This window comes from Stenotrophomonas sp. CCNWLW162, assembly GCF_037203745.1.
Lineage (GTDB): Bacteria > Pseudomonadota > Gammaproteobacteria > Xanthomonadales > Xanthomonadaceae > Stenotrophomonas > Stenotrophomonas maltophilia_AQ.
Window position 1 is genome coordinate 276,365 of sequence record NZ_JBBCBL010000002.1, and the last position, 21,050, is coordinate 297,414.

The 21,050-nt window shown below is 66.5% G+C and carries 18 protein-coding genes; 6 read left to right on the plus strand and 12 right to left on the minus strand.

Features of this window, described 5'->3' with window-relative positions; genetic code table 11:
• Window positions 1-35: 35 nt before the first annotated feature.
• Entirely contained in the window at window positions 36-836 is an 801-nt protein-coding gene (gene atpB, locus V9K93_RS06275; RefSeq protein ID WP_006394651.1) for a F0F1 ATP synthase subunit A, read from the minus strand.
• A gap of 30 nt (window positions 837-866) precedes the next feature.
• Entirely contained in the window at window positions 867-1,232 is a 366-nt protein-coding gene (locus V9K93_RS06280) for a hypothetical protein (protein WP_006394654.1), read from the minus strand.
• 462 nt (window positions 1,233-1,694) lie between these two features.
• Here V9K93_RS06280 and V9K93_RS06285 point away from each other — a divergent pair, with 462 nt between their 5' ends.
• Window positions 1,695-2,513, plus strand: a complete 819-nt coding sequence (locus V9K93_RS06285) for a hypothetical protein (protein ID WP_010481314.1) — start codon at window positions 1,695-1,697, stop codon at window positions 2,511-2,513.
• A gap of 370 nt (window positions 2,514-2,883) precedes the next feature.
• Here V9K93_RS06285 and lpdA read toward each other — a convergent pair whose 3' ends face one another.
• The 3 genes from lpdA to V9K93_RS06300 form a co-directional block, all read right to left on the minus strand.
• Window positions 2,884-4,692 carry a dihydrolipoyl dehydrogenase gene (gene lpdA, locus V9K93_RS06290; RefSeq protein WP_253078352.1) on the minus strand — a complete coding sequence of 603 codons (1,809 nt, stop codon included), beginning with the start codon at window positions 4,690-4,692 and terminating at the stop codon, window positions 2,884-2,886.
• Between the two features lie 108 nt (window positions 4,693-4,800).
• Entirely contained in the window at window positions 4,801-6,513 is a 1,713-nt protein-coding gene (gene aceF, locus V9K93_RS06295; protein WP_337302223.1) for a dihydrolipoyllysine-residue acetyltransferase, read from the minus strand.
• A 167-nt stretch (window positions 6,514-6,680) separates the two neighbouring features.
• The gene (locus V9K93_RS06300) at window positions 6,681-7,196 is read right to left on the minus strand and encodes a DNA-deoxyinosine glycosylase (protein WP_046985027.1); all 516 of its coding nucleotides are present in this window, start codon (window positions 7,194-7,196) and stop codon (window positions 6,681-6,683) included.
• A gap of 186 nt (window positions 7,197-7,382) precedes the next feature.
• Here V9K93_RS06300 and V9K93_RS06305 point away from each other — a divergent pair, with 186 nt between their 5' ends.
• The 3 genes from V9K93_RS06305 to glpK all read left to right on the plus strand — a co-directional run bounded on the left by V9K93_RS06305 (window position 7,383) and on the right by glpK (window position 11,206).
• A complete protein-coding gene (locus V9K93_RS06305) occupies window positions 7,383-8,018 on the plus strand; it encodes an OmpW/AlkL family protein (protein ID WP_136639053.1) in 636 nt (211 codons plus the stop codon).
• A 128-nt stretch (window positions 8,019-8,146) separates the two neighbouring features.
• The gene (glpD, locus tag V9K93_RS06310; RefSeq protein ID WP_337302224.1) at window positions 8,147-9,628 is read left to right on the plus strand and encodes a glycerol-3-phosphate dehydrogenase; all 1,482 of its coding nucleotides are present in this window, start codon (window positions 8,147-8,149) and stop codon (window positions 9,626-9,628) included.
• Window positions 9,629-9,706: 78 nt separating this feature from the next.
• Window positions 9,707-11,206, plus strand: coding sequence for a glycerol kinase GlpK (gene glpK / locus V9K93_RS06315; RefSeq protein ID WP_046987546.1), 1,500 nt, complete (start codon window positions 9,707-9,709; stop codon window positions 11,204-11,206).
• 106 nt (window positions 11,207-11,312) lie between these two features.
• On the opposite strand, the gene V9K93_RS06320 is transcribed toward glpK, so the two are convergent.
• Window positions 11,313-12,107 (minus strand): MetQ/NlpA family ABC transporter substrate-binding protein, encoded by a 795-nt coding sequence (locus V9K93_RS06320; RefSeq protein ID WP_046987545.1) that lies wholly within the window; start codon window positions 12,105-12,107, stop codon window positions 11,313-11,315.
• Window positions 12,108-12,133: 26 nt separating this feature from the next.
• Window positions 12,134-13,105, minus strand: a complete 972-nt coding sequence (locus V9K93_RS06325; RefSeq protein WP_046987544.1) for a helix-turn-helix transcriptional regulator — start codon at window positions 13,103-13,105, stop codon at window positions 12,134-12,136.
• 81 nt (window positions 13,106-13,186) lie between these two features.
• Here V9K93_RS06325 and V9K93_RS06330 point away from each other — a divergent pair, with 81 nt between their 5' ends.
• Complete coding sequence (locus tag V9K93_RS06330; RefSeq protein WP_046987543.1) at window positions 13,187-13,789, plus strand: LolA family protein; 603 nt, start codon at window positions 13,187-13,189, stop codon at window positions 13,787-13,789.
• Between the two features lie 107 nt (window positions 13,790-13,896).
• Entirely contained in the window at window positions 13,897-14,673 is a 777-nt protein-coding gene (locus V9K93_RS06335) for a DUF481 domain-containing protein (RefSeq protein ID WP_046987542.1), read from the plus strand.
• 115 nt (window positions 14,674-14,788) lie between these two features.
• Here V9K93_RS06335 and hemC read toward each other — a convergent pair whose 3' ends face one another.
• The 5 genes from hemC to mdoH form a co-directional block, all read right to left on the minus strand.
• Window positions 14,789-15,700: a hydroxymethylbilane synthase gene (gene hemC, locus V9K93_RS06340; RefSeq protein WP_046987541.1), complete on the minus strand. Its 912-nt coding sequence runs from the start codon at window positions 15,698-15,700 to the stop codon at window positions 14,789-14,791.
• A gap of 571 nt (window positions 15,701-16,271) precedes the next feature.
• On the minus strand, window positions 16,272-17,003 hold the full coding sequence (locus tag V9K93_RS06345) for a LytR/AlgR family response regulator transcription factor (RefSeq protein WP_046984806.1): 732 nt from the start codon (window positions 17,001-17,003) through the stop codon (window positions 16,272-16,274).
• 10 nt (window positions 17,004-17,013) lie between these two features.
• Complete coding sequence (locus V9K93_RS06350) at window positions 17,014-18,057, minus strand: sensor histidine kinase (RefSeq protein WP_211195189.1); 1,044 nt, start codon at window positions 18,055-18,057, stop codon at window positions 17,014-17,016.
• A 3-nt stretch (window positions 18,058-18,060) separates the two neighbouring features.
• Entirely contained in the window at window positions 18,061-18,720 is a 660-nt protein-coding gene (locus tag V9K93_RS06355) for an alpha/beta hydrolase (RefSeq protein ID WP_136638499.1), read from the minus strand.
• Window positions 18,721-18,770: 50 nt separating this feature from the next.
• Window positions 18,771-20,696: a glucans biosynthesis glucosyltransferase MdoH gene (gene mdoH / locus V9K93_RS06360; protein WP_046984804.1), complete on the minus strand. Its 1,926-nt coding sequence runs from the start codon at window positions 20,694-20,696 to the stop codon at window positions 18,771-18,773.
• Between the last annotated feature and the right edge of the window lie 354 nt (window positions 20,697-21,050).

The following is a 21,050-nucleotide window of genomic DNA, read 5'->3' on the forward strand; positions in this document are numbered from 1 at the left end:
ACGGATGAAGGTTGAAACGCGTTGAAGCTTGAAACTCAGTGAGCGTCTTCCGACAGGCTCAGGTACACGATCGACAGCATCATGAAGATGAAGGCCTGCAGCGGGATCACCAGCAGGTGGAACAGCATCCAACCGAGGCCGAACGCACCACCGGCAATGGCACCGAAGAAACCGGCACCACCCAGCACCCAGATCAGCAGGAACACGATTTCGCCGCCGAACATGTTGCCGAACAGTCGCATCGCCAGCGAGATCGGCTTGCTCAGCCACTCGACGATGTTGAGGATCAGGTTGAACGGCATCATCCACTTGCCGAACGGCGCCGTCAGGAATTCCTTGATGAAGCCGAGCAGGCCCTTGGACTTCAGCGCGAAGAAAAGCATCAGGAAGAACACGCTGAAGGCCATGCCCAGGGTGGCATTGACGTCAGCGGTCGGCACCGGCTTCCAGTAGTGGACGCCCGCCCATTCCAGCGGCTTGGCGATGAAATCGGCCGGGATCATCTTCAGCAGATTCATCATCAGGATCCAGAAGAAGATCGTGATGGCGATCGGCGTCACCAGCTTGCTCTTGCCGTGGTAGGTGTCCTTGGCCTGGCGATCGACGAACTCCAGGCAGATTTCCACGAAAGCCTGCCACTTGCCCGGAACGCCGGCGGTGGCCTTGCGGGTTCCCAGCCAGAACGCGACAACAATCACCAGGCCCATCAGGACCGCGGTGAGGAAGGTGTCGACGTGGATGTGCCAGAACATACCCTCACCCTTGCCGACCGGCGCGGTCAGGTTGTGCAGGTGATGCTGGATGTAGCTGGTAGGGGTTAGAGCCTCGCCCGCCATGTGTCCGGAACCTTAGTTAATTGAATTCTGTCAACGCCTGGCCATGGCCAGGACCTGGAACATCAGACCGACGGCGATACCGGCCAACAGCGCCAGTGCAGGCAGCTTGAAGACCAGGAACCCCACCAGCAGGACGCCGAATACCACCACCCACTTGGCGACGATCGCAATGATCAGGCGAGCCATCGCCGATCCTGCGGCCAGTGCTCCCCCGCCCAGTGCCATCCGTGCCGCAACCCAGCCACCGGCCGAAATGGCCACACCGGACGCCAGCGCGCCGAGGGCATACTTCGGACCAACCAGCAGGAAGGCCAGGGCCAGGACAGCCACTGCGGCCAGCGGGTAGACCGCGGCGCGCAGCATCAGTCGCCGACCCGCATCAACGGAGTTCAGCACAGGACGTCCCGCGTGGTTGCAAGTGGAAGGCTGAGGCGGCTACAGCAAGGGGGGCCTCATCGAGCCGCCAAATTATAGCAATGGGACAATTTGCGAGACAACCGCTGCCTGTTCATCCCGGGAAGCCGCAAGTTGCGGTAGCGCTTACATTTTTGCGTGCCACCCGGGGGACAATGACGTCCGCGCGATGTTGCAGCGCAGTATTGAACTTTGGTCGCAGGCCACGGAACTTTCGCCGCAGGGTGCCGGTCCGATCTTTCGACCTGCCTGCAGCAACCTCGTCGACGCTTCGCCCCGCAGGTCCCACGATGGCCCCGAAGCCCCGCTCCGGGGCCATCTTTTTTGCATCGTCGCGACAGCGCTGAACCGTGCACATGCCGTGGACCATACGTTCACGGATGGTGGACGGCGCCGTCCGGCACAGTGGTCTTCATTCTGATGAACCACTGCAAGGACTCTTCGATGCGCCCCGTACCCACCCTGCTCGCCCTTTCCCTGCTCGCCGCCGGCGCTTCGTTCGCCACAGCCGCCCACGCCGCTGAAGGCGATGACCGCTTCGCCCTGCGCCTGGGTGCGATGAACATCGACTCGGACAACACCCTTCGCGGCAAGACCAACGTCGCCGGCCAGGACATCGGCTTCTCCGAGGACTTCAAGCTGGGTGGCAAGGAATGGGAGCCGCGCATCGACGGCATGTTCCGCATCAGCAACCGCCAACGCCTGCTGTTCAACTACTTCAAGTACGACAAGGACCGCCGCGAGACCCTCGGCCAGGACATCTCCTTCGGTGACGTCAACGTGCCGTCCGGCAGCTTCGTCAAGGGTGAGCTGAAATACCAGGTCGCCAGCCTGGTCTATGACTACTCGGTGGTGGACACCGATACCTTCGACCTCGGCCTGCAGCTGGGTGCCGAGTACGCCAAGGTCAGCACCAAGGCCTACGCCGATCTGGGTACCGTTTATGAGGGCCAGTTCCTCAACGAGAAGACCGACGGCGTCGCGCCAGTGGTCGGTGCGCGCCTGAGCTTCACCCCGTCGGAAAAGTGGATGATCACGCTGCAGGGCCAGTACCTCAATACGCGCTGGGGCAGCTTCGATGACTACAAGGGCGACCTGAGCCGCGCCAACGCCATCGTCGATTACCGCTTCACGAAGAACTTCGGTGTGTTCGCCGGCTACGACTGGTTCAAGCTCGACGCGGACAAGAAGGGCAGCGATGGCACCATCGGCCTGAAGCAGGAATTCAAGGGCCCGGTGGCCGGCGTCAGCTTCGTGTTCTGATCCCCCGCCCCTTCCACGGCATCCTCTCTCCTGGCGCGGCCTCCGGAACATCGGGGCCGCGTTTTTTGTGGCTTCTGACAGAAGAGCAGAAGCGGGTTGGTCGAGCGCTTGAGGGAGAGGGGGCTGGGTGCGAATGTCCCCCGGCGCCGGCCTGCGGCCGTCACCTCCTCCTTTACTTCGCACCCAGCCCCCTCTCCCTCCGCGTGTCAGGCATCCAGGCAGCCGCTGCGGTGGCGGCGGTTGTGGCTCCGCCTTCCGCACGCCGAACCGCTGCGCGGCCGGCCCGAACGCTTGCAGTGAGAATGATCGAGGCCCAACAAAAAAAGCCCCGGCAATGCCGGGGCTTTTCGTTCGCAAAGGCGCGGGCGCCTTACTTCTTCTTCGGCATGTACAGATCGGTGATCGTGCCGTCGTAGATTTCCGACGCCATCGCCACCGATTCGCTCAGCGTCGGGTGCGCATGGATGGTGTGGCCGATGTCTTCGGCTTCCGCACCCATCTCGATGGCCAGGCCGATCTCGGCCAGCAGGTCACCGGCATGCACGCCGACGATCGCACCACCGATGATGCGGTGGGTCTCCTCGTCGAAGATCAGCTTGGTGAAGCCCTCGGTGCGACCGATGCCGATCGCGCGGCCGCTGGCGGCCCACGGGAACTTGGCCACGCCAACCTTCAGGCCCTTGGCCTTGGCTTCGGTCTCGGTGACGCCGACCCAGGCGATTTCCGGGTTGGTGTAAGCCACCGACGGAATCACGCGGGCCACCCACTCCTTCTTGTGGCCGGCAGCCACTTCGGCGGCCAGCTTGCCCTCGTGCGTGGCCTTGTGGGCCAGCATCGGGTTGCCGACAATGTCGCCGATGGCAAAGATGTGCGGCACGTTGGTGCGCATCTGGCGGTCGACCGGGATGAACCCGCGGTCGGTCACCTGCACGCCAGCCTTCTCGGCATCGATCTTCTTGCCGTTCGGCGAGCGACCCACGGCCACCAGCACGCGGTCGAAGGTGCCCTGCGCCAGCGCAGGCGCCTGGCCTTCCTCGGCGGCTTCGAAGGTCACGGTGATGCCCTTGGCATCGGCGGTCACGCCGGAGGCCTTGGTCTTCAGATGCACTTCGATGCCCTGCTTCTTCAGGCGGTCGGCCAGCGGCTTGACCAGGTCCTTGTCGGCGCCCGGCATCAGCTGGTCCATGAACTCGACCACGGTGACCTTGCTGCCCAGCGCACCATAAACGGTGGCCATTTCCAGGCCGATGATGCCGCCGCCGACGACCAGCAGCGAGCCCGGTACTTCGGCCAGCTCCAGCGCGTCGGTGGAATCCATCACCCGCTTGTCGTCCCACGGGAAGTTCGGCAGCTTCACCGCCTGCGAACCGGCAGCGATGATGCACTTCTGGAAGCGCAGCAGCTGGGTGCTGCCGTCAGCCGCGGTGATTTCCAGTTCGTTGGCCGAGACAAACTTGCCAACGCCCTGCACGCTGCGGACCTTGCGCTGCTTGGCCATGCCGGCCAGGCCCTTGGTCAGCTGGTTGACGACCTTTTCCTTGTACTGGCGCAGCTTGTCCAGGGTGATGGTCGGCTTGCCGAACTCGACGCCGAAATCGCCGGCGTGGGCCACTTCGTCGATCACCGCTGCGGCGTGCAGCAGGGCCTTGGACGGGATGCAGCCCACGTTGAGGCAGACACCGCCGAGGCTGGCGTAGCGCTCGACCAGGACCGTATCCAGGCCGACGTCGGCGGCGCGGAAGGCGGCGGTGTAGCCGCCCGGGCCGGAGCCCAGCACGACCATTTCGCATTCGATGTCGGCCTGCTTGCCGCTGGACAGCGCCGGCTTCGGCGCAGCAGGTTCAGCCGGGGCGCGGTGCGACGGGGTCACCGGCGGCTTGCTGGCCGGAGCGGCCGCTGCCGGGGCCGGCGCGGCAGCCTTGGCCGGGGCTTCGGCGGCACCTTCAGCGTCCAGTACCACGACCACGGCGCCTTCGGACAGGGTGTCGCCGAGCTTGACCTTGATTTCCTTGACCACGCCGGCAGCCGAGGACGGCACTTCCAGGGTGGCCTTGTCCGATTCCAGGGTCACCAGACCCTGGTCCTTCTTCACCGTGTCGCCGACGGCGACCAGCACTTCGATCACCGGTACATCGCTGTAATCGCCGATGTCGGGAACCTTGATTTCAATCGTGGCCATAGTGGGTTTTCCTCGGGCCCGCCCGGCGTGGCCGGCGGGCTGTCACTGCGTTTCGACAGGCGGCCGCGCCAGGGGCAGCGGCCGCACGATGGGGGCGAAGCGGATGCCTTACAGCAGCACGCGGCGCATGTCGGCCAGTACCTGCGACAGGTACGTGGTGAAGCGTGCGGCCAGGGCGCCATCGATGACGCGGTGGTCGTAGCTCAGCGACAGCGGCAGCATCAGCTTCGGTGCGAACTCCTTGCCATTCCAGACCGGCTGGATGGACGACTTGGAGACGCCGAGGATGGCCACTTCCGGTGCATTGACGATCGGGGTGAACGCGGTGCCGCCGATGCCGCCCAGCGAGCTGATCGAGAAGCAGCCGCCGCTCATGTCGGCCGGGCCCAGCTTGCCGTCGCGCGCCTTCTTGGCCAGTTCGCCGGTTTCCTGCGCGATCTGCACCACGCCCTTCTTGTCCACGTCGCGGATGACCGGCACGACCAGACCGTTCGGGGTGTCGGCGGCAAAGCCGATGTTGAAGTACTTCTTCAGGGTCAGGTTCTCGCCGCTGGCATCGAGCGAGGCGTTGAACTCCGGGAATTTCTTCAGCGCCGCGGCACTGGCCTTGATCAGGAAGGCGAGCATGGTCAGCTTGATGCCGGCCTTCTCGTTTTCCTTGTTCAGCGCCACGCGCAGGCCTTCCAGGTCGGTGATGTCGGCCTGTTCGAACTGGGTGACGTGCGGAATCATGGCCCAGTTGCGGGCCAGGTTCGCGCCGGAAATCTTCTTGATGCGCGACAACGGCTGCACTTCAACGTCGCCGAACTTGCTGAAGTCGACCTTCGGCCACGGCAGCAGGTTCAGGCCGCCACCGGCGGCAACGGCACCACCGGCAGCCGCCGGTACGCCGCCGCTGAGCGCGGCCTTGACGAACTTCTGCACGTCACCCTTGGTGATGCGGCCACCCTTCTCGGTACCATTGATCTGCAGCAGGTCCACGCCCAGCTCGCGGGCGAACACGCGCACGGCCGGAGTGGCATACGGCACCTTGGCCGGCAGCACGCCATCGGCGTTGAACTGCACCGGCGGGCTGGATGGTTTACCCGCCGAGGCGATCTCGCGAGCAGCCAGCTTGTCCGGCTGGGCCGGCACGGCGACCGGCTCCACCTTGGTGGCGGTCTCTGCGGCAACCGGAGCAGCGGCAGCCGCTGCTTTGCTCGGTGCCGGCGCAGCAGCGCCCTCGGCCTCGATGATGGCGACCACATTGCCCTGCGACAGATTGTCGCCAACCTTGACCTTCAGCTCCTTGACCACGCCAGCCACCGAAGACGGCACTTCCATGGTGGCCTTGTCGCTTTCCAGCGTGACCAGGCCCTGGTCCTTCTTGACCGTGTCGCCGACGGCGACCAGCACTTCGATGACCGGAATGCCGGAGTAGTCGCCGATATCCGGCACCAGCGCTTCAACCGCACCACCGCTGGCGGCCGGGGCAGCCGGCGCAGCAGCGGCGGGGGCCGGTGCGCTCTGGGTGGCGGCAGCCGGAGCCGCTGCCTTGACCGGTGCCGGGGCGGCAGCTGCCGGCTTGGCAGCCTCGCCTTCAGCCACTTCGATCAGCGCCACGACCTTGCCCTCGGACAGGGTGTCACCGACCTTGACCTTGATCTCCTTGACCACGCCGGCGACGGCCGACGGCACTTCCATGGTGGCCTTGTCGCTTTCCAGCGTCACCAGGCCCTGGTCCTTCTTGACCGTGTCGCCGACGGCGACAAGCACCTCGATTACCGGGATATCGCTGTAGTCACCGATATCGGGGACAAGTGCTTCCTTGATTTCGGCCATGGGGATAACTCCGGCAATCTGGTGTAGGGAAACGTCTATTGTGCGGCCAGCGGGGGCCAGCGCCAACCGTTACAGGTGTTTTCAGTACGCACGCAGCCGGGACACGCTGTTGCCCATGGGTTGCGGCTGCATCCAGTCGGTAGCGTATTGTCCGGACGATGTCCGCTTCATGTCGGCAGTGCGTCGGCCACCGGCTGCCAGGCCAGGCGCAGGCGCGGCAACGACCACGCGGCATTGGCCGGGCTGGTGGATGGCAGCGCCAGCAGCGTCGGAGGGGCCTCCAGACGGGGCAACACCCAGCGCTGGAACGCCTGCAGCGACGCACCGCCGTTGCAACCGATCAGCTCCAGCTCAGGAAGCGAAGCGATCAGTGCCGGCAGCGCATTGGGCACTTCCGTGCCACGCACGATGTCGGCATCCAGGCTGCCGCGCCGCTCGCACTGGCCAATCACATCCCACAGGCCGACCTTTGCCGCCATCAGTGCCTGCAGCCGTTGTTGGTAGGCCAGTCCTGCGTCGAAGCCGCAGATATCGGCCAGCAACGGCCAGAAACGATTGCGCGGATGGGCGTAGTAGCGCTGCTCCTGCAATGACGCAACGCCGGGCATCGAGCCCAGCAGCAGCACCCTGCAATCCACGTTCACCTGCGCTTGCAGGCCGATGCACAACGTTGCTTCGCTCACATCTTCTCCAACTGCATGAATGCCACCGATGGCCGAAAAGCCCATGAAAACAGGCTTTCCGCTCCAGTCGCTGAACAAGGAAAACTATTTTTTAACGCGCGTCGGATTCGATTCATGTTGGGGCGACTACGGTGTGCTCGCCCCGCAACCGGGGGCCCAAAACAAGAAACATTAGGAGATACCCCCATGCGCTCCATCCGTATCCTGAGTCTCGCCCTGCTGACCTCCGCCGCGTTCGCGCCGGCCGCTTTCGCCCAGGACAGCAGCACCACCGATACCGCTTCGGGCAAGCATTTTGCCGTTGTTGGCGGCATCTCGCTGCTGGAACCGAAGAACGACCCGATCACCGGCGTGAAGAAGACCGATGGCGGCCCGGCGCCGACCGTCAGCTTCAGCTACTACATCAACGACAACTGGGCCGTTGAACTGTGGGGCGCTGCCGACAAGTTTGACAACAAGTTCAAGGGTCCGGACAACGCCCGCCTGGGCTCGGTCGAGCAGCAGCCAATCGCGCTGAGCGGCCAGTACCACTTCGGCCAGGCTGACAACGTGTTCCGTCCGTTCGTGGGCGTGGGCTACTACCAGTCGAGCTTCAGCAACGAGAAGCTGGGCAACGGCGCTGACAGCGACATCCGCTTCAAGGATGCCAAGGGCGTGATCGGCACCGTCGGTGTGGACATGAACATCAACTCCACCTGGTTCGCCCGTGCCGACGCCCGCTACATGCGCTCGCGCCCGGACGTGAAGATCGGCGGCGAGAAGATCGGCGAAGCCAAGATGGATCCGTGGACCGTCGGCTTCGGCATCGGCGCCCGCTTCTGATCCAGGCTGTACCTGCTTCACTGATGTAACGCGACGGGCCCTTCGGGGCCCGTCGTCGTTTCCGTCACCCGCGTTCTGTAGAGTCGACTGACAGTCGGCTCTACACACAAACAGGATGCGGAGGCGCGATGCATGAAGTCGACCTGCTGGTGATCGGTGGCGGCATCAACGGTGCCGGCATCGCCCGTGATGCCAGCGGTCGTGGCCTGCACGTGCTGCTGTGCGAGCAGCATGACCTTGCTGCGCATACCTCCAGCGCCAGCAGCAAGCTGATCCACGGTGGCCTGCGCTACCTGGAGCAGCGCGAGTTCGGCCTGGTACGCAAGGCATTGGGCGAACGCGAGGTCGTTCGCCGCCAGGCCCCTTACCTGGTCCGGCCGCTGCGTTTCGTGCTGCCCTGGGAACCTCACCTGCGCCCACGCTGGCTGCTGCGCACGGGCTTGTGGCTGTACGACCACCTGGGGCCGCGCAGCCCCGCCTTCCCTGCATCGGGTGCACTGGATCTGCACCAGGACCCGCTGGGTGCACAGCTCTCGCCATCGCTGCGACAGGCGTTCAGCTATGCCGACGCACAGGTCGATGATGCGCGTCTGGTCATCCTCAACGCGCGGGATGCCGCGCAACGTGGTGCACAGGTACGGGTCCACAGCCGCTGCGTCGACCTGCGCGCCGAACAGGGCCGCTGGCACGTGACGCTGGAATCAGCCGACGGCCAGCAGCAGGCGGTGATCGCCCGTGCCGTGGTCAATGCCGCCGGTCCGTGGGCAGGCGGCCTGTTGGATCGGATGCAGCCGCGCAGCGCCGGCCCTGCCCTGCGCCTGGTGCAGGGCAGCCACATCGTGCTGCGCCGCGCCTGGCCTGACGACAGTGCCTGCCTGCTGCAGCAACCCGATGGCCGCGTAGTGTTCCTGCTGCCGTTCGCCCACGAACACCTGCTGGTTGGCACCACCGACACCGACTACCGCGGCGACCCGGCACGCTGCAGCGTGCTGCCTTCGGAGGTCGCCTACCTGTGCGAGGCCGCCAACCGCTATCTGCGCGAACCGATCAGCGCGGCAGATGTGGTCTGGCAGTTCGCCGGGGTGCGTCCGCTGCTGGCCGACCCCGACCCGCGCGCGGCAAGGCTGAGCCGCGACTACCGCCTGCAGCTGCAGGTGGATCCGGCACCGGCGCTGCACGTGCTGGGCGGGAAACTGACAACCTATCGGGTGCTGGCCGAGGAAGCGCTGGAGCTGCTGCGCCCCGCCCTGTCGCAGATGGGAGCGGCATGGACGGCAACGGGAGAACCACTGCCGGGCAGTAACTGGGGCGACGCCGCTCAGGCGTGCTCACGCTTGCTGGCTTTGGCGCCGTGGTTGCCAGCGGACATCGCGCGGCGCTGGGCCGAAGCCTACGGCAGCCGAAGCCTGGCGTTGCTGGAAGGCGCACAGAGCACGGCCGATCTGGGCGATGCGTTCGGCGCTGGACTGCATGCGCGCGAGGTGGCGTTCCTGTGCGAGCACGAGTGGGCGCGCAGTGCCGAGGACGTGCTGTGGCGGCGGAGCAAGCTGGGCCTGCGGCTGGTTACCGCGCAGGTGGCACGGCTGCAGGAATGGATCGATAGACGGTAGAGTCGAGCTTGCTCGACTGACATGAAAGCAGTCGAGCAAGCTCGACTCTACCAACACCGTCGCTACCGGAGACGCTGCATGACGCCCCGCTACGTGCTGGCCATCGACCAGGGCACCACCAGTTCGCGCGCGATCCTGTTCGACCATGCCGGCGACATCGTCGGCAGCGCGCAACGCGAGTTCGCGCAGATTTTCCCGCAGCCGGGCTGGGTCGAGCATGACCCCCGCGAGATCCTCACCAGTGTCTATGCCACGCTGACCGAACTGCTCAGCCGCGGGCAGATCGACCCGCGCCACATCGCCGCACTGGGCATCACCAACCAGCGCGAAACCACCGTGGTCTGGGACCGCTCGACCGGCCAGCCGATCCACAATGCCATCGTCTGGCAGTCGCGGCAGAGCCACGCCATCTGCGAACGGTTGAAGTCCGAAGGCCATGAAGCGCTGGTTCGCGAGCGTACCGGCCTGTTGATCGATGCCTATTTCTCGGCCACCAAGATCCGTTGGATCCTCGACCATGTGGAGGGCGCGCAGCAACGCGCCGAACGCGGCGAGCTGCTGTTCGGCACCATCGACAGCTGGCTGGTGTGGAACCTGAGCGGTGGCCAGGCGCACGTGACCGACTACAGCAATGCCGCGCGCACCCTGCTGTTCAACATCCACACGCTGGACTGGGACGACGACCTGCTGGCACTGCTGGACATCCCTCGCGCGATGCTGCCGCAGGTACGCGACTCCAGTTCGGTGTACGCGCACACCCGGCCGCAGTTCTTCTTCGACCATCCGATTCCGATCGCCGGCATCGCCGGTGACCAGCAGGCAGCGCTGTTCGGCCAGGCCTGTTTCCAGCCGGGCATGGTCAAGAATACCTATGGCACCGGCTGCTTCATGCTGATGCATACCGGCGCGCAGGCGGTGCGCTCGCGCAATGGCCTGCTGACCACCATCGCCTGGGGCCTGGACGGGCGCGTGGAGTACGCGTTGGAGGGGTCGATCTTCGTCGCCGGTTCCGTGGTGCAGTGGTTGCGCGATGGACTGCGCATGATCGAGCGCGCCAGCGACAGCCAGGCGCTGGCCGCGCAGGTTCCCGATAGTGGTGGCGTGTACCTGGTGCCGGCTTTCGTCGGCCTGGGCGCGCCCTACTGGCGCAGTGACGTACGCGGGGCGATGTTCGGCCTGACCCGTGGCACCCGCAAGGCCCACTTCGTGCGCGCGGCACTGGAGGCCATGGCCTACCAGACCCGCGACGTGCTTGATGCGATGCAGTCCGATGCCGGCATCGCGCTGACCGAACTGCGCGCCGACGGCGGTGCGATCGGCAATGACTTCCTGGCCGGATTCCAGGCCGACATCCTCGGCGTACCGCTGCTGCGGCCTCGGCTGACCGAAACCACCGCACTGGGCGCGGCCTATCTGGCCGGGCTGGCCGTGGGCTTCTGGTCAAGCCGCGAGCAGATCGCCGCGCAGTGGGGCCTGGACCGGCGCTTCGAGCCGCAGATGGAGGTGGCCCGGCGCGAGAAGCTGTATGCGGGGTGGCAACAGGCGGTGGCCGCCACCCTCGCCTTCCACGTCGACTGACGGTAGTGCCGGCCGCTGGCCGGCAACCCCATGATCCTTGGCAGCATTTGCAGATTGCCGGCCAGCGGCCGGCACTACCGCATGGCCAGAACGTCCGCGGCGCCGGTCAGAACGCCGGCAGCACCGCGCCCTTGTACTTGGTCTCGATGAAGGCCTTCACCTGCGGGCTGGTCAGGGCCTTGGCCAGCTTCTGCACGCGGGCATCGTCCTTGTTGTCCGGGCGTGCGACCAGGAAGTTCACGTACGGCGAATCCTTGCTCTCGATCGCCAGTGCATCCCTGGTCGGGTTGAGGCCGGCATCCAGCGCGTAGTTGGTGTTGATCAGGGCCAGATCGACCTGGTCCAGCACGCGCGGCAGCATCGCCGAATCCAGCTCGCGGAACTTCAGCTTCTTCGGGTTGGCAGCAATGTCGCGCTGGGTCGACAGCGCGTTGGTCGGGTCCTTCAGCTCGATCACACCGGCCTTGTGCAGCAGGATCAGCGCGCGGCTGTTGTTGCTCGGGTCGTTCGGGATCACCACGTCGGCGCCTTCGCGCAGCTCGGCCAGCGACTTGATCTTGCGCGAGTACGCGCCGAACGGCTCGATGTGCACGCCGATCACCTTCACCAGATCGCTCTTGCGATCGCGGTTGTACGCATCCAGGTACGGCTCGGTCTGGAAGTAGTTGGCATCCACCTGCTTCTGCACCAGCTGGTCGTTGGGCTGCACGTAGTCATTGAACACGCGCACATCCAGGTCCACGCCTTCCTGCTTGAGGATCGGCTTGACCACTTCCAGGATCTCGGCATGCGGCACGGCCGTGGCGGCCACCACCAGCTTCTGCGAGGGCTCGCCGGACTTGCCGCAGGCGGTCAGGGCCAACGCAGCGGCGAGCAGGGGCAGCAACAGGGTCTTCTTCATGGGCGAAAGGGTTCTCGGGGGGAGGGTCAGGAGTTGTCGTAGTTGCTCAGGGCAAGCTCAAGCAGCGCCTTGGCCTGCTCGCGCAGCATCACCGGTTCGACGATCTCGGCATCCGAGCCGTAGTGCAGCACGTCCATCAGCAGTTCGCGGGAGACGCTGTACGGTACCTTCAGCTCGTAGCGGCCGTCGGCCAGGAAACGGCCCTGCTGCTTGGAGTGCCAGTGTTCGTCGGCCACCCAGCGCGCGGCCTTGGCGCTGAACAGGATGGTCGCCCAGCCCTTCGGTGCACCGGAGAAGATGCCGTAGCTGGCGCCCAGCTGTTCGTCGAGCTCGCTGTCTGCCACGTCGCGGGCGGTGCTGTCGACCACCCGCGCCTTGTGGATGCGGTCCACGGCGAAACTGCGCAGGGCCTCGCGGTCGTGGTCCCAGGCATCCAGGTACCAGTTGTCGCGGTAATGGGTCAGGCGCTGCGGCGAGACCGTGCGCTTGGTCGGCTCGTCGGTGGAGCGTGCGCGGTACTCGAACGCCAGCTGGCGGCGCTCCAGCACGGCCGAGGCCACGCTGCGGAAGCTGCCCTCGTCGAACTTGCGGCCACGGTGCGGGATCACCCGCACACGGTCCACCGGCCAGTTGGAGACGCCGGCCTGGGCCGCCAGCAGGCTCTCGATGCGCTGTTGCAGCGGTGCCAGCACCGAGGACAGCACGCCGCCGCCGGTCCGTGCCAGCAGGTGCTGCGAGGCCAGCAGGGCGTGCAGCTCCTCCGAGCTCAGCCACAGGCCGGGCAGCTCGAAGCGGTCACTCTCGTCGGCCTGGTAACGGAAGCCGGCCTCGCCGTCGCCCTCGATCGGTGCCATCAGCGCATCGCGCAGGAAGGCCAGGTCGCGGTAGACGGTGGCGCGGGAACAACCGAGCTTGTCCTGCAGGGTCGCCACCGTCACCGGATAGCGCGCGGACTTGAGCAGACGATGCAGGGCGGTGATGCGTTCGTATCGGTCCATACCCCCGATTATGTCCGAGTCGCGGGTCTTGTGTGGGACGTTTGGGCTATCGTGGGCGCCCCCCGCCCCATGGAACACCCGATGCGCCGGTTGCCTGCCCTGCCCCTGCTGGCCTGCCTGCTGCTGGCCGCCTGCGATCGCGCACCGGCTCCGGCCGGCACTGAGGCCGCCGTCCCTGCCGCCGATCCGGCGCAGGCCGTGCTGGCGGCCAGCCAACGCTTCGCCACCCTGCGCAGCTTCCATGCCGAGCTGGAGGTGCTGGGTGCGCCGGAACCTGTGCGCAGCGCCATGGACTTCGTCGCCCCCGATCGATTCCGGCTGCAGACCGCGGCCGGACCGCAGACGATCATCGGCGACACCATGTTCCTGCAGGCCGACGGCGGGGTCCGCCAGGTCCCGACCCCGCCGGGCCTGCTTGAGCAATGGCGCAACCCGCTGCCGGCCGATGCCCTGCCCGCCGACCTGCGGGCCGAAGACCTCGGCAGCCAGTCCCTGGATGGGGTCGAAACCCGCCACTACCGGTTGCGCGGCGCCCAGCCCGGCGAACGCATGGAGTACTGGGTGGACGCGCAGGGCCTGCCTCGGCAGATCGTACGCAGTGGCAGCAGCAACGGCCGCAGCTTCCAGCTGCGCCTGCGCTATTCGCGCTTCAACGACCCGGCATTGCGCGTCGATCTACCCTGAATGGGCTGGCGGCAGGAACGTTTCCTGAAGCGCGTTTTGGATCGATTCGGACCGCCATCACGCTTCCAGTATCATCACCGGCTGTCAACCGCTTCGGAGAAGCCCCGATGTCCCTGCGTGTGTCCCTGCTGATCCCCCTGCTGCTGTGCGCGCCGCTTGCGTATGCGCAGGACGCCTCCGAACTGGCGGCGATGTCTTCGCCGTGGAGCGGCAGCGGCGGCGAGCTCGGCTTCGCCTCGGCACGCGGCAACAGCAGCACCGAGAGCTTCAACGGTCGCCTGCGCCTGCGCTACACCGACGGCGACTGGGTGCACAGCATGGACCTGTTCGGCCTGCGCTCCAGCTCCAAGGTGACCGAGACCAACGACGACGGCACCACCACCCGCCGCAACAACACCACCGCCAACCGCTACACCGGCAGTGCCGGCAGCGCGCTGCAGCTGGGCGAGCATCGCCAGCTGACCGCGACGGTACGTACCGAGCGTGACGACTTCGCCACCTACGACCGCCAGAGCTCGTTCGGTCTGGGTTACGGCACCCGCCTGTGGAACACCGAGCGTTTCTCGTTCGACGCGCAGATCGGCCCCGGTGTGCGCCGCACCCACAGCACCGAAGACGACCGCACCCGCACCGGCATGATTGGTCGTGGCCTGTTCGACCTGAAGTACTCGCTGACCGACAACACCGACCTGGTCAACACCCTCCTGGTCGAATCGGGTTCGTACAACACCTTCGGCCAGAACGACTTCGGCGTCTCGGTCAGCATGAACGAGCACCTGGCGCTGAAGGCCGGCTGGCAGGCGCGTTACAACAGTGACGTGGCCGAGGACAAGCGCAAGACCGATACGCTGACCACGATGAACGTGGTCTACAAATTCAAATAAGAAACGGGCGCCAAAGGCGCCCGTTCTTCTTTCGGTAGTGCCGGCCGCTGGCCGGCAACTGCATTCAATCGGGGCACGAGGTTGCCGGCCAGCGGCCGGCACTACCTGCGATGCCTCAGACGTTCAGCAGTTCGCCGGCACCGGCATCCAGCAGCATCTTCGCCACGCGCTGGCCCAGTACTTCCGGGTCACTGGCCGGGCCGATCGCCTCGGCGCGCACCGCGCGGCCATCACTGGCACTGCCGACCAGCCCCTGCAGGTGCAGATCCTGCCCCTGCCACTGCGCGATCGCCGCTACCGGCACGTGGCAGCTGCCATGCAGCGCACGGTTCATCGCCCGCTCGGCCTCGACGCAGGCACGGGTAGCCGCGTCATCCAGGCCGGCGAACAGCGCCATCAAGCGCGCATTGCTGCCATCACATTCCACCGCAACCGCGCCCTGTGCCGGCGCCGGCAGCCACTGCGGCGGTTGCAGGCGGGCGACGATGCGCTCGCCCAGCCCCAGCCGCTCCAGCCCGGCCACCGCAAGCACGATGGCGTCGTAGCCGCCGTTGTCGAGCTTGGCCAGGCGGGTGTTGACGTTGCCGCGCAGGTCCAGCAGCTGCAGGTCCGGTCGCAGCGCGCGCAGCTGCGCCTGCCGACGCAGCGACGATGTGCCGACGCGCGCACCGATCGGCAGCGCATCCAGCGAGGCATACAAGTTGGAAACAAAGCCATCGGCCGGATCGTGGCGAGTCAGCATCGCCGGCAGCGCGAACGGCGCATCCAGTTCCATCGGCACATCCTTCAACGAGTGCACCGCGCAGTCGGCCTCGCCACGCAGCATGGCCAGTTCCAGTTCCTTGAGGAACAGGCCCTTGCCACCGATGGCCGCCAGCGAGCGGTCAAGCACTTCATCGCCGCGGGTGCTCATCGGCACCAGTTCCACGTGCAGATCGGGATGTGCCTGGCGCAGGCGGTCGGCGACGTGTTCGCTCTGCCAGAGGGCGAGCGGGCTCTTGCGGGTGGCGATGCGGACGGTTTCCATCCGGTCATTATCGCGCCTATCGGCGGGATACGGCCAACGGCGGAGCCCCTCGTGGCTGGTGTGGTCGTGCAAGCAACAGCTGTGCTTGGCCGGGCGGGGTGGGTGCGCGGGGGACGCCGTAAACCCATCCTTGGGGGCTTGGCCGCGGCATCCATGCCGCGGACACCCCCGCGCACCCACCCCGCCCGGCCTCTGACAGTTTCCGTGTGCGTCAGCCACGGAAGATCAAAAGAAAAAAGAAAGAGCAGAAGCAGAAGCAACAGCCGGCGGCGTCCGGGGTCAGATCCCTTTTCCGCAGGAAAAGGGATCTGACCCCTCTTTCCCCGCCCGATAACAACAATGCCTTTGCCGTCCGACGCTGAAATCTGTCGAAGGCGGAACGGTGTGGGCATGCAGGGGTGTGAGCCGCATGGATGCGGCGACCAAGCCCCCATGGATGGGTTCACGGCGTCCCCTGCATGTCCACACCGTTGCGCCATACGCGCAGCAATACAGAGCCGACCAACCCGCTGTTGCTGTTGCTGTTGCTGTTGATTTCGAAGCAGTCGCGGCCGCAGGCCGCGCGGAAAACCTACAGATGCCGCAGTTCCTGCTTCAGTGTCGCCACGCAGCGGCGGCTGACTTCCAGCGGTTGCTTGCCATGCCGCAGCACCGCCTGCACCTGCCCACCCGTGCCACGGCGCAGCTCGACCAGTTCGTGGCGCGCCACCAGGCAGTTGCGATGGATGCGGATGAAGCGGCTGGCGAACTCTTCTTCCAGCGACTTCAACGACTCCTCGATCAGATCCTCGCCGCGCGCGTGGTGCACCACCACGTACTTCTCTTCGGCCTGCAGGTAATGGATGTCGTCCAGCGGAATCAGGCGCAGGCTGCCGCGCAGGCGCGCGCACAACATGCTGCGGGCCTGCTGCCCGCGGTGGTCCTGCGGCTGGCCGTCACGGCCGGCCAGGAACGTGCGTGCACGTGCGATCGCTGCCGCCAACCGCTCGGCACGTACCGGCTTCATCAGGTAATCAATCGCGGCCGCCTCGAACGCCGACAGCGCATGCGCGTCGTAGGCGGTGCAGAACACCACCGCCGGACGCGGCTCGAAGCTGGCCAGGTGGCGGGCGGCTTCCAGGCCATCCAGTCCGGGCATCGCGATATCCAGCAGGACCAGGTCAGGTTGTAGTTCCGCGCACGCGTGCAGGGCCTGCTCGCCGTTGCCGGCCTCGGCCACTACATCCACGCCTTCCTGCGCTGCCAGCAAGCTGCGCAGCCGCTCGCGTGCCAGCGGTTCGTCATCGGCGATGACTACCCTCACGATCGTCCCCTCACTGGATCGGCACTGTCACCTGGCAGGCATAGTAGCCCTCGCTCCAGCCGGCCGTCATCCGCGCGGTGCTGCCGAAGCGCCAGGCCAGGCGATGGCCGATGTTGTGCTGGGCATGACCCGCGCCCCGCGCCAGGGCCAGCCCCGGGGCCTGCGGATCGGGCGCCGGATTGCGTACGCGGATCTGCAGCTCATTGCCCTCGCGGACGAGCTGCAGTTCGATGGTGCCGCCCCCGGGCAGGCGCGAGATGCCGTGCAGCACGGCATTCTCCACCAGTGGCTGCAGTACCAGCCTCGGCAATGGCAGGTCCCATGGCAGCGGTTCGTCGCGCTGCCAGCGCACCTGCAGGCGTTCGCCCAGGCGCAGCGATTCGATCGACAGGTAGCGCTCGGCCAGCTCGCATTCGTCGCGCAGGGTGGAATCGCCCTCGCCCGCACCCAAGGCTGCGCGGAACAGATCGGACAGGTCGAGCACCGCGCGCTCGGCCACTGCCGGGTCGCGATGCAGCAGGCTGGCGATCAGGTTCATGCTGTTGAACAGGAAATGCGGGCGGATCCGTGCCTGCAGCGCATCGGCCTGCGCGCGCGCGTTGGCCTGCACCTGTGCGGCCCAGCGATCACTCACATAGAAGTAGCGCAGGGCCAGTGCGGTGATAAGTGCGGTGGTTGCGGCACTGCCGAGGGTGAAGCGCCAGAAGCTGATGCCGCTGGCGAAGTTGTCCCCCAGCACCGCATACAGGGCGTGGACGATGCCGGCGCAGACCACCGCGATCAGCGCCGCCAACGCAATCGCCGCGGCCGCGCCCAGCATCTGCGGCAGCTTCGACAGCGCTTGCCGCAGCAGGCACAGGCTGGCGGTCACCGCCAGCGCCAGCCACAGCGCAAAGCCACTGGCCGACAGCAGTTCGCCAAAGGTCCAGTGGCGGCTGCCGTCGGGCGCCAGGGCCAGCACCACCACGACCAGCTCGGCCAGGCCGAGCATCGCCGCCAGCCGTGGCAGGCGGCACAGTTCCGGCATCCACGGCGGTGTGCTGGCCGGGGGCATGGCTCAGGCGACGCCCAGGCGTTCCTGCAGCCAGTCACCCAGCGCCTGGATCTCTTCAGCGCAGACCTGGTGGGCCATCGGGTAGCTATGCCATTCCACCGCCAGGCCCAGCGACTGCAGTGCCTGCGCGCTGTGCGCGGCCACTGCCTGCGGAATCACCGGATCGGCGCTGCCGTGGGCCATGAACACCGGCACCTGCACTGCACCTTCAATACGCTTGGCCGCCTCGGCTTCGGGCAGGTAGGTGGACAGCGCAATCAGGCCGGCCAGCGGCGCGGTACGCGACAGCGCGGCGGTGAGGATGATGGCACCGCCCTGCGAGAAACCGGCCAGGAAGATCTTTTCCGGCGCGATGCCGCGTTCGATCTCACGGGCGATCAGCGCATCCAGCTGCAGTACCGATTCCTGCACGCCGGTCATGTCGGCACGCGAACGGAAGTCCATGCCAACGATGTCGTACCAACCGCGCATCGGCACGCCGTTGTTGATCGTGATCGGCCGCACCGGTGCATGCGGGAACACGAAACGTAGCGCCGGCCAGTGTGGGCGTACCAGTTCCGGCACGATCGGCGCGAAGTCATGGCCATCGGCACCAAGGCCGTGCAGCCAGATCACCGACCACTGCGGCGAAGCGCCGGTTTCCTGTTCCACCGTTTGCAGCATGATGCGGCTCCTTCAAGTTCGAGCCGCATTATGCCGCTGGCACAGGGGAATCAGTACAGCGGCGGTTGCTCGGCCGCTTCCCGGCGCAGCTGGGCGGCGCGCACCAGTACCGGTGGCGGGATGTTCTCCTCGGGGATATCGAGCAGGCCAAGGCGATGCAGGAAGGCGCCCGGGCCCCGCGAGGACGTAAGTGCCACCACCGGAATGGCCAGCACCATGCCGATCACCACCGGTGCCATCCACGCCGCCAGCGACGGCGACACCGCCCACGCCAGCACGCCCATGAAGGCGCCGAACACGCCCAGGCCACCGTAACCGCGGATCAGCGCCATCCAGGAAATGCCGCCGTCGTCGCGCTGCTGGGCGTCCCAGCCCGAATCGCGGCCGGACAGCACTTCGGCCACGCCACGCGACTGCACGTACATCACCACCGGCGCCATCAGTGCGGCCAGCACGGTCTCCACCAGCATCGACACGAATGCGCGGATCGCGCCGCCGCAGCCGCGACGGTCGACCGGGTCCAGCAGCATCGCCAGGTACCCCAGGACCTTGGGCATCAGCAGCACCGCCATGGTCGCAGCGAACAGGCGTACCACCTGTTCCTCGTCCTGGGCGCGCCAGTACACGCTGGGCGACAGGTGCAGCAGGGCGTTGAAGTCGATGCCCTCCTGGAACAACGGGATGGCGATGCCGATCAGCATCAGCATCGCCCACATCGGCGCGGTGAAGTAATGGCCGATGCCGATCAGCATGTGCACGCGGCTGATCCAATGCAGGCCGCGGCTGCCCACCACCTTGCCGTGCTGCAGGTTGCCCTGGCACCAGCGGCGGTCGCGCACCAGCATGTCGGTCAGGGTCGGCGGCCCTTCCTCATAGCTGCCGCCCAGGTACGGCACCATGTGCGCGGCCCAGCCACCCCGACGCATCAGCGCCGCTTCGACGAAGTCGTGGCTGAGCACATGGCCCCCGAACGGCTTGCGGCCCGGCAGCGCCGGCAGGCCGGCCTGATCGGCGAAGGCGCGCGTGCGGATGATCGCGTTGTGGCCCCAGTAGTTGCTCTCGGCACCGTGCCACCAGGCCACGCCGCGGGCGATCACCGGACCGTACACGCGGCCACCGAACTGCTGCATGCGGGCAAACAGGGTGCGGCCGCCGATCACCGAGGGCAGGGTCTGGATCAGGCCAACGTCGGCGTTGTGTTCCATGCCGGCAACCAGGCGCACGATGCTGTCACCGGTCATCAGGCTGTCGGCATCCAGGATCAGCATCTGCGGGTAGGCTCCGCCGAAGCGGCGCACCCAGTCGGCGATGTTGCCGGCCTTGCGCGCGCCGTTGTCACCGCGGCGGCGGTAGAACAGCCGTCGTTGGCCGTCGGGCACGCGCTCGCGCAGCTCGGCGAATACTTGCTCCTCGGCCCGTGCAATGTCTTCGCGGCGGGTATCGCTGAGCACGAAGAAGTCGAAACGTTCCAGCTGCCCGGTGGCGGCCACCGATTCGTAGATCGCCTGCAGGCCGGCCAGCAGCCGTCGCGGGTCTTCGTTGTAGGTCGGCATCAGCAGCGCGGTGCGGCTGTGCACGGTCGGCAGCGGTTTGTCCGGGTCGATGCCGAGGCGGTAGCCACGGTCGAACACCGCGGTCAGGAAGCCGGCCACGGCGCTGGCAAAGGACAGTGCGATCCACGCGAACAGCCCCACGAACAGCACCAGCAGGCAGGCCTCGAGCACACTGATGCCATTGGCCGACAGCACCCGCCACATCATCCGGGTGGCGATGGCGGTCATGGCGAAGGTGCCGCCGAAGATGTACAGCCGACGCAGGCCGATCATGCGCGGCGATGTGCGATGCCTGCGGACCTTCAGCTGGCCGTCGCGAAGGGTCTGCTCGGGCATCTGCAGTGGCGATTCAGCAGGCAGCAGCGCCCAGCCGGCGTCAAGCCGGGGCGTATCCGCTTCCGCGTGGATGGTTTGCCCCCCCATCGCCGCCTACTCCGCGCAGTCGGCACGGCCGGCCATCCCGGCCGGGCTGCATGCACGAAGGTTCCCGGCGCGCCTTCCCGGCGCCCGCACTTGTCCTGGCTGTGCCGGCCTGTGGCCGCACAGTCGATGTCTGTCACTACCGGAACCCACACGATCTCCAACGGGGCGGAATCGAAAATGCGGCGCCAGTCTAGGGCGCTGGATGTAAGCCGCGCGCGAAGGTCTACGCCGGGATTTACCCCCATTCAGCAAACAGCAGGCGATCTCCGGGCGGGGCAGGTGGATGTCGCTTCATCGCCCCAGGTACTGGATCGTAACAAACGCGAACGGTTATCATTTCATTAACCAGGCAGG

Coding starts and splice junctions, on each gene's coding strand:
- atpB (WP_006394651.1), bottom strand. CDS start 836: ATGGCGGGCGAGGCTCTAACCCCTACCAGCTACATCCAGCATCACCTG.
- V9K93_RS06285 (WP_010481314.1), top strand. CDS start 1,695: ATGCGCCCCGTACCCACCCTGCTCGCCCTTTCCCTGCTCGCCGCCGGC.
- lpdA (WP_253078352.1), bottom strand. CDS start 4,692: ATGGCCACGATTGAAATCAAGGTTCCCGACATCGGCGATTACAGCGAT.
- aceF (WP_337302223.1), bottom strand. CDS start 6,513: ATGGCCGAAATCAAGGAAGCACTTGTCCCCGATATCGGTGACTACAGC.
- V9K93_RS06305 (WP_136639053.1), top strand. CDS start 7,383: ATGCGCTCCATCCGTATCCTGAGTCTCGCCCTGCTGACCTCCGCCGCG.
- glpD (WP_337302224.1), top strand. CDS start 8,147: ATGCATGAAGTCGACCTGCTGGTGATCGGTGGCGGCATCAACGGTGCC.
- glpK (WP_046987546.1), top strand. CDS start 9,707: ATGACGCCCCGCTACGTGCTGGCCATCGACCAGGGCACCACCAGTTCG.
- V9K93_RS06320 (WP_046987545.1), bottom strand. CDS start 12,107: ATGAAGAAGACCCTGTTGCTGCCCCTGCTCGCCGCTGCGTTGGCCCTG.
- V9K93_RS06325 (WP_046987544.1), bottom strand. CDS start 13,105: ATGGACCGATACGAACGCATCACCGCCCTGCATCGTCTGCTCAAGTCC.
- V9K93_RS06330 (WP_046987543.1), top strand. CDS start 13,187: ATGCGCCGGTTGCCTGCCCTGCCCCTGCTGGCCTGCCTGCTGCTGGCC.
- V9K93_RS06335 (WP_046987542.1), top strand. CDS start 13,897: ATGTCCCTGCGTGTGTCCCTGCTGATCCCCCTGCTGCTGTGCGCGCCG.
- hemC (WP_046987541.1), bottom strand. CDS start 15,700: ATGGAAACCGTCCGCATCGCCACCCGCAAGAGCCCGCTCGCCCTCTGG.
- V9K93_RS06350 (WP_211195189.1), bottom strand. CDS start 18,057: ATGCCCCCGGCCAGCACACCGCCGTGGATGCCGGAACTGTGCCGCCTG.
- V9K93_RS06355 (WP_136638499.1), bottom strand. CDS start 18,720: ATGCTGCAAACGGTGGAACAGGAAACCGGCGCTTCGCCGCAGTGGTCG.
- mdoH (WP_046984804.1), bottom strand. CDS start 20,696: ATGGGGGGGCAAACCATCCACGCGGAAGCGGATACGCCCCGGCTTGAC.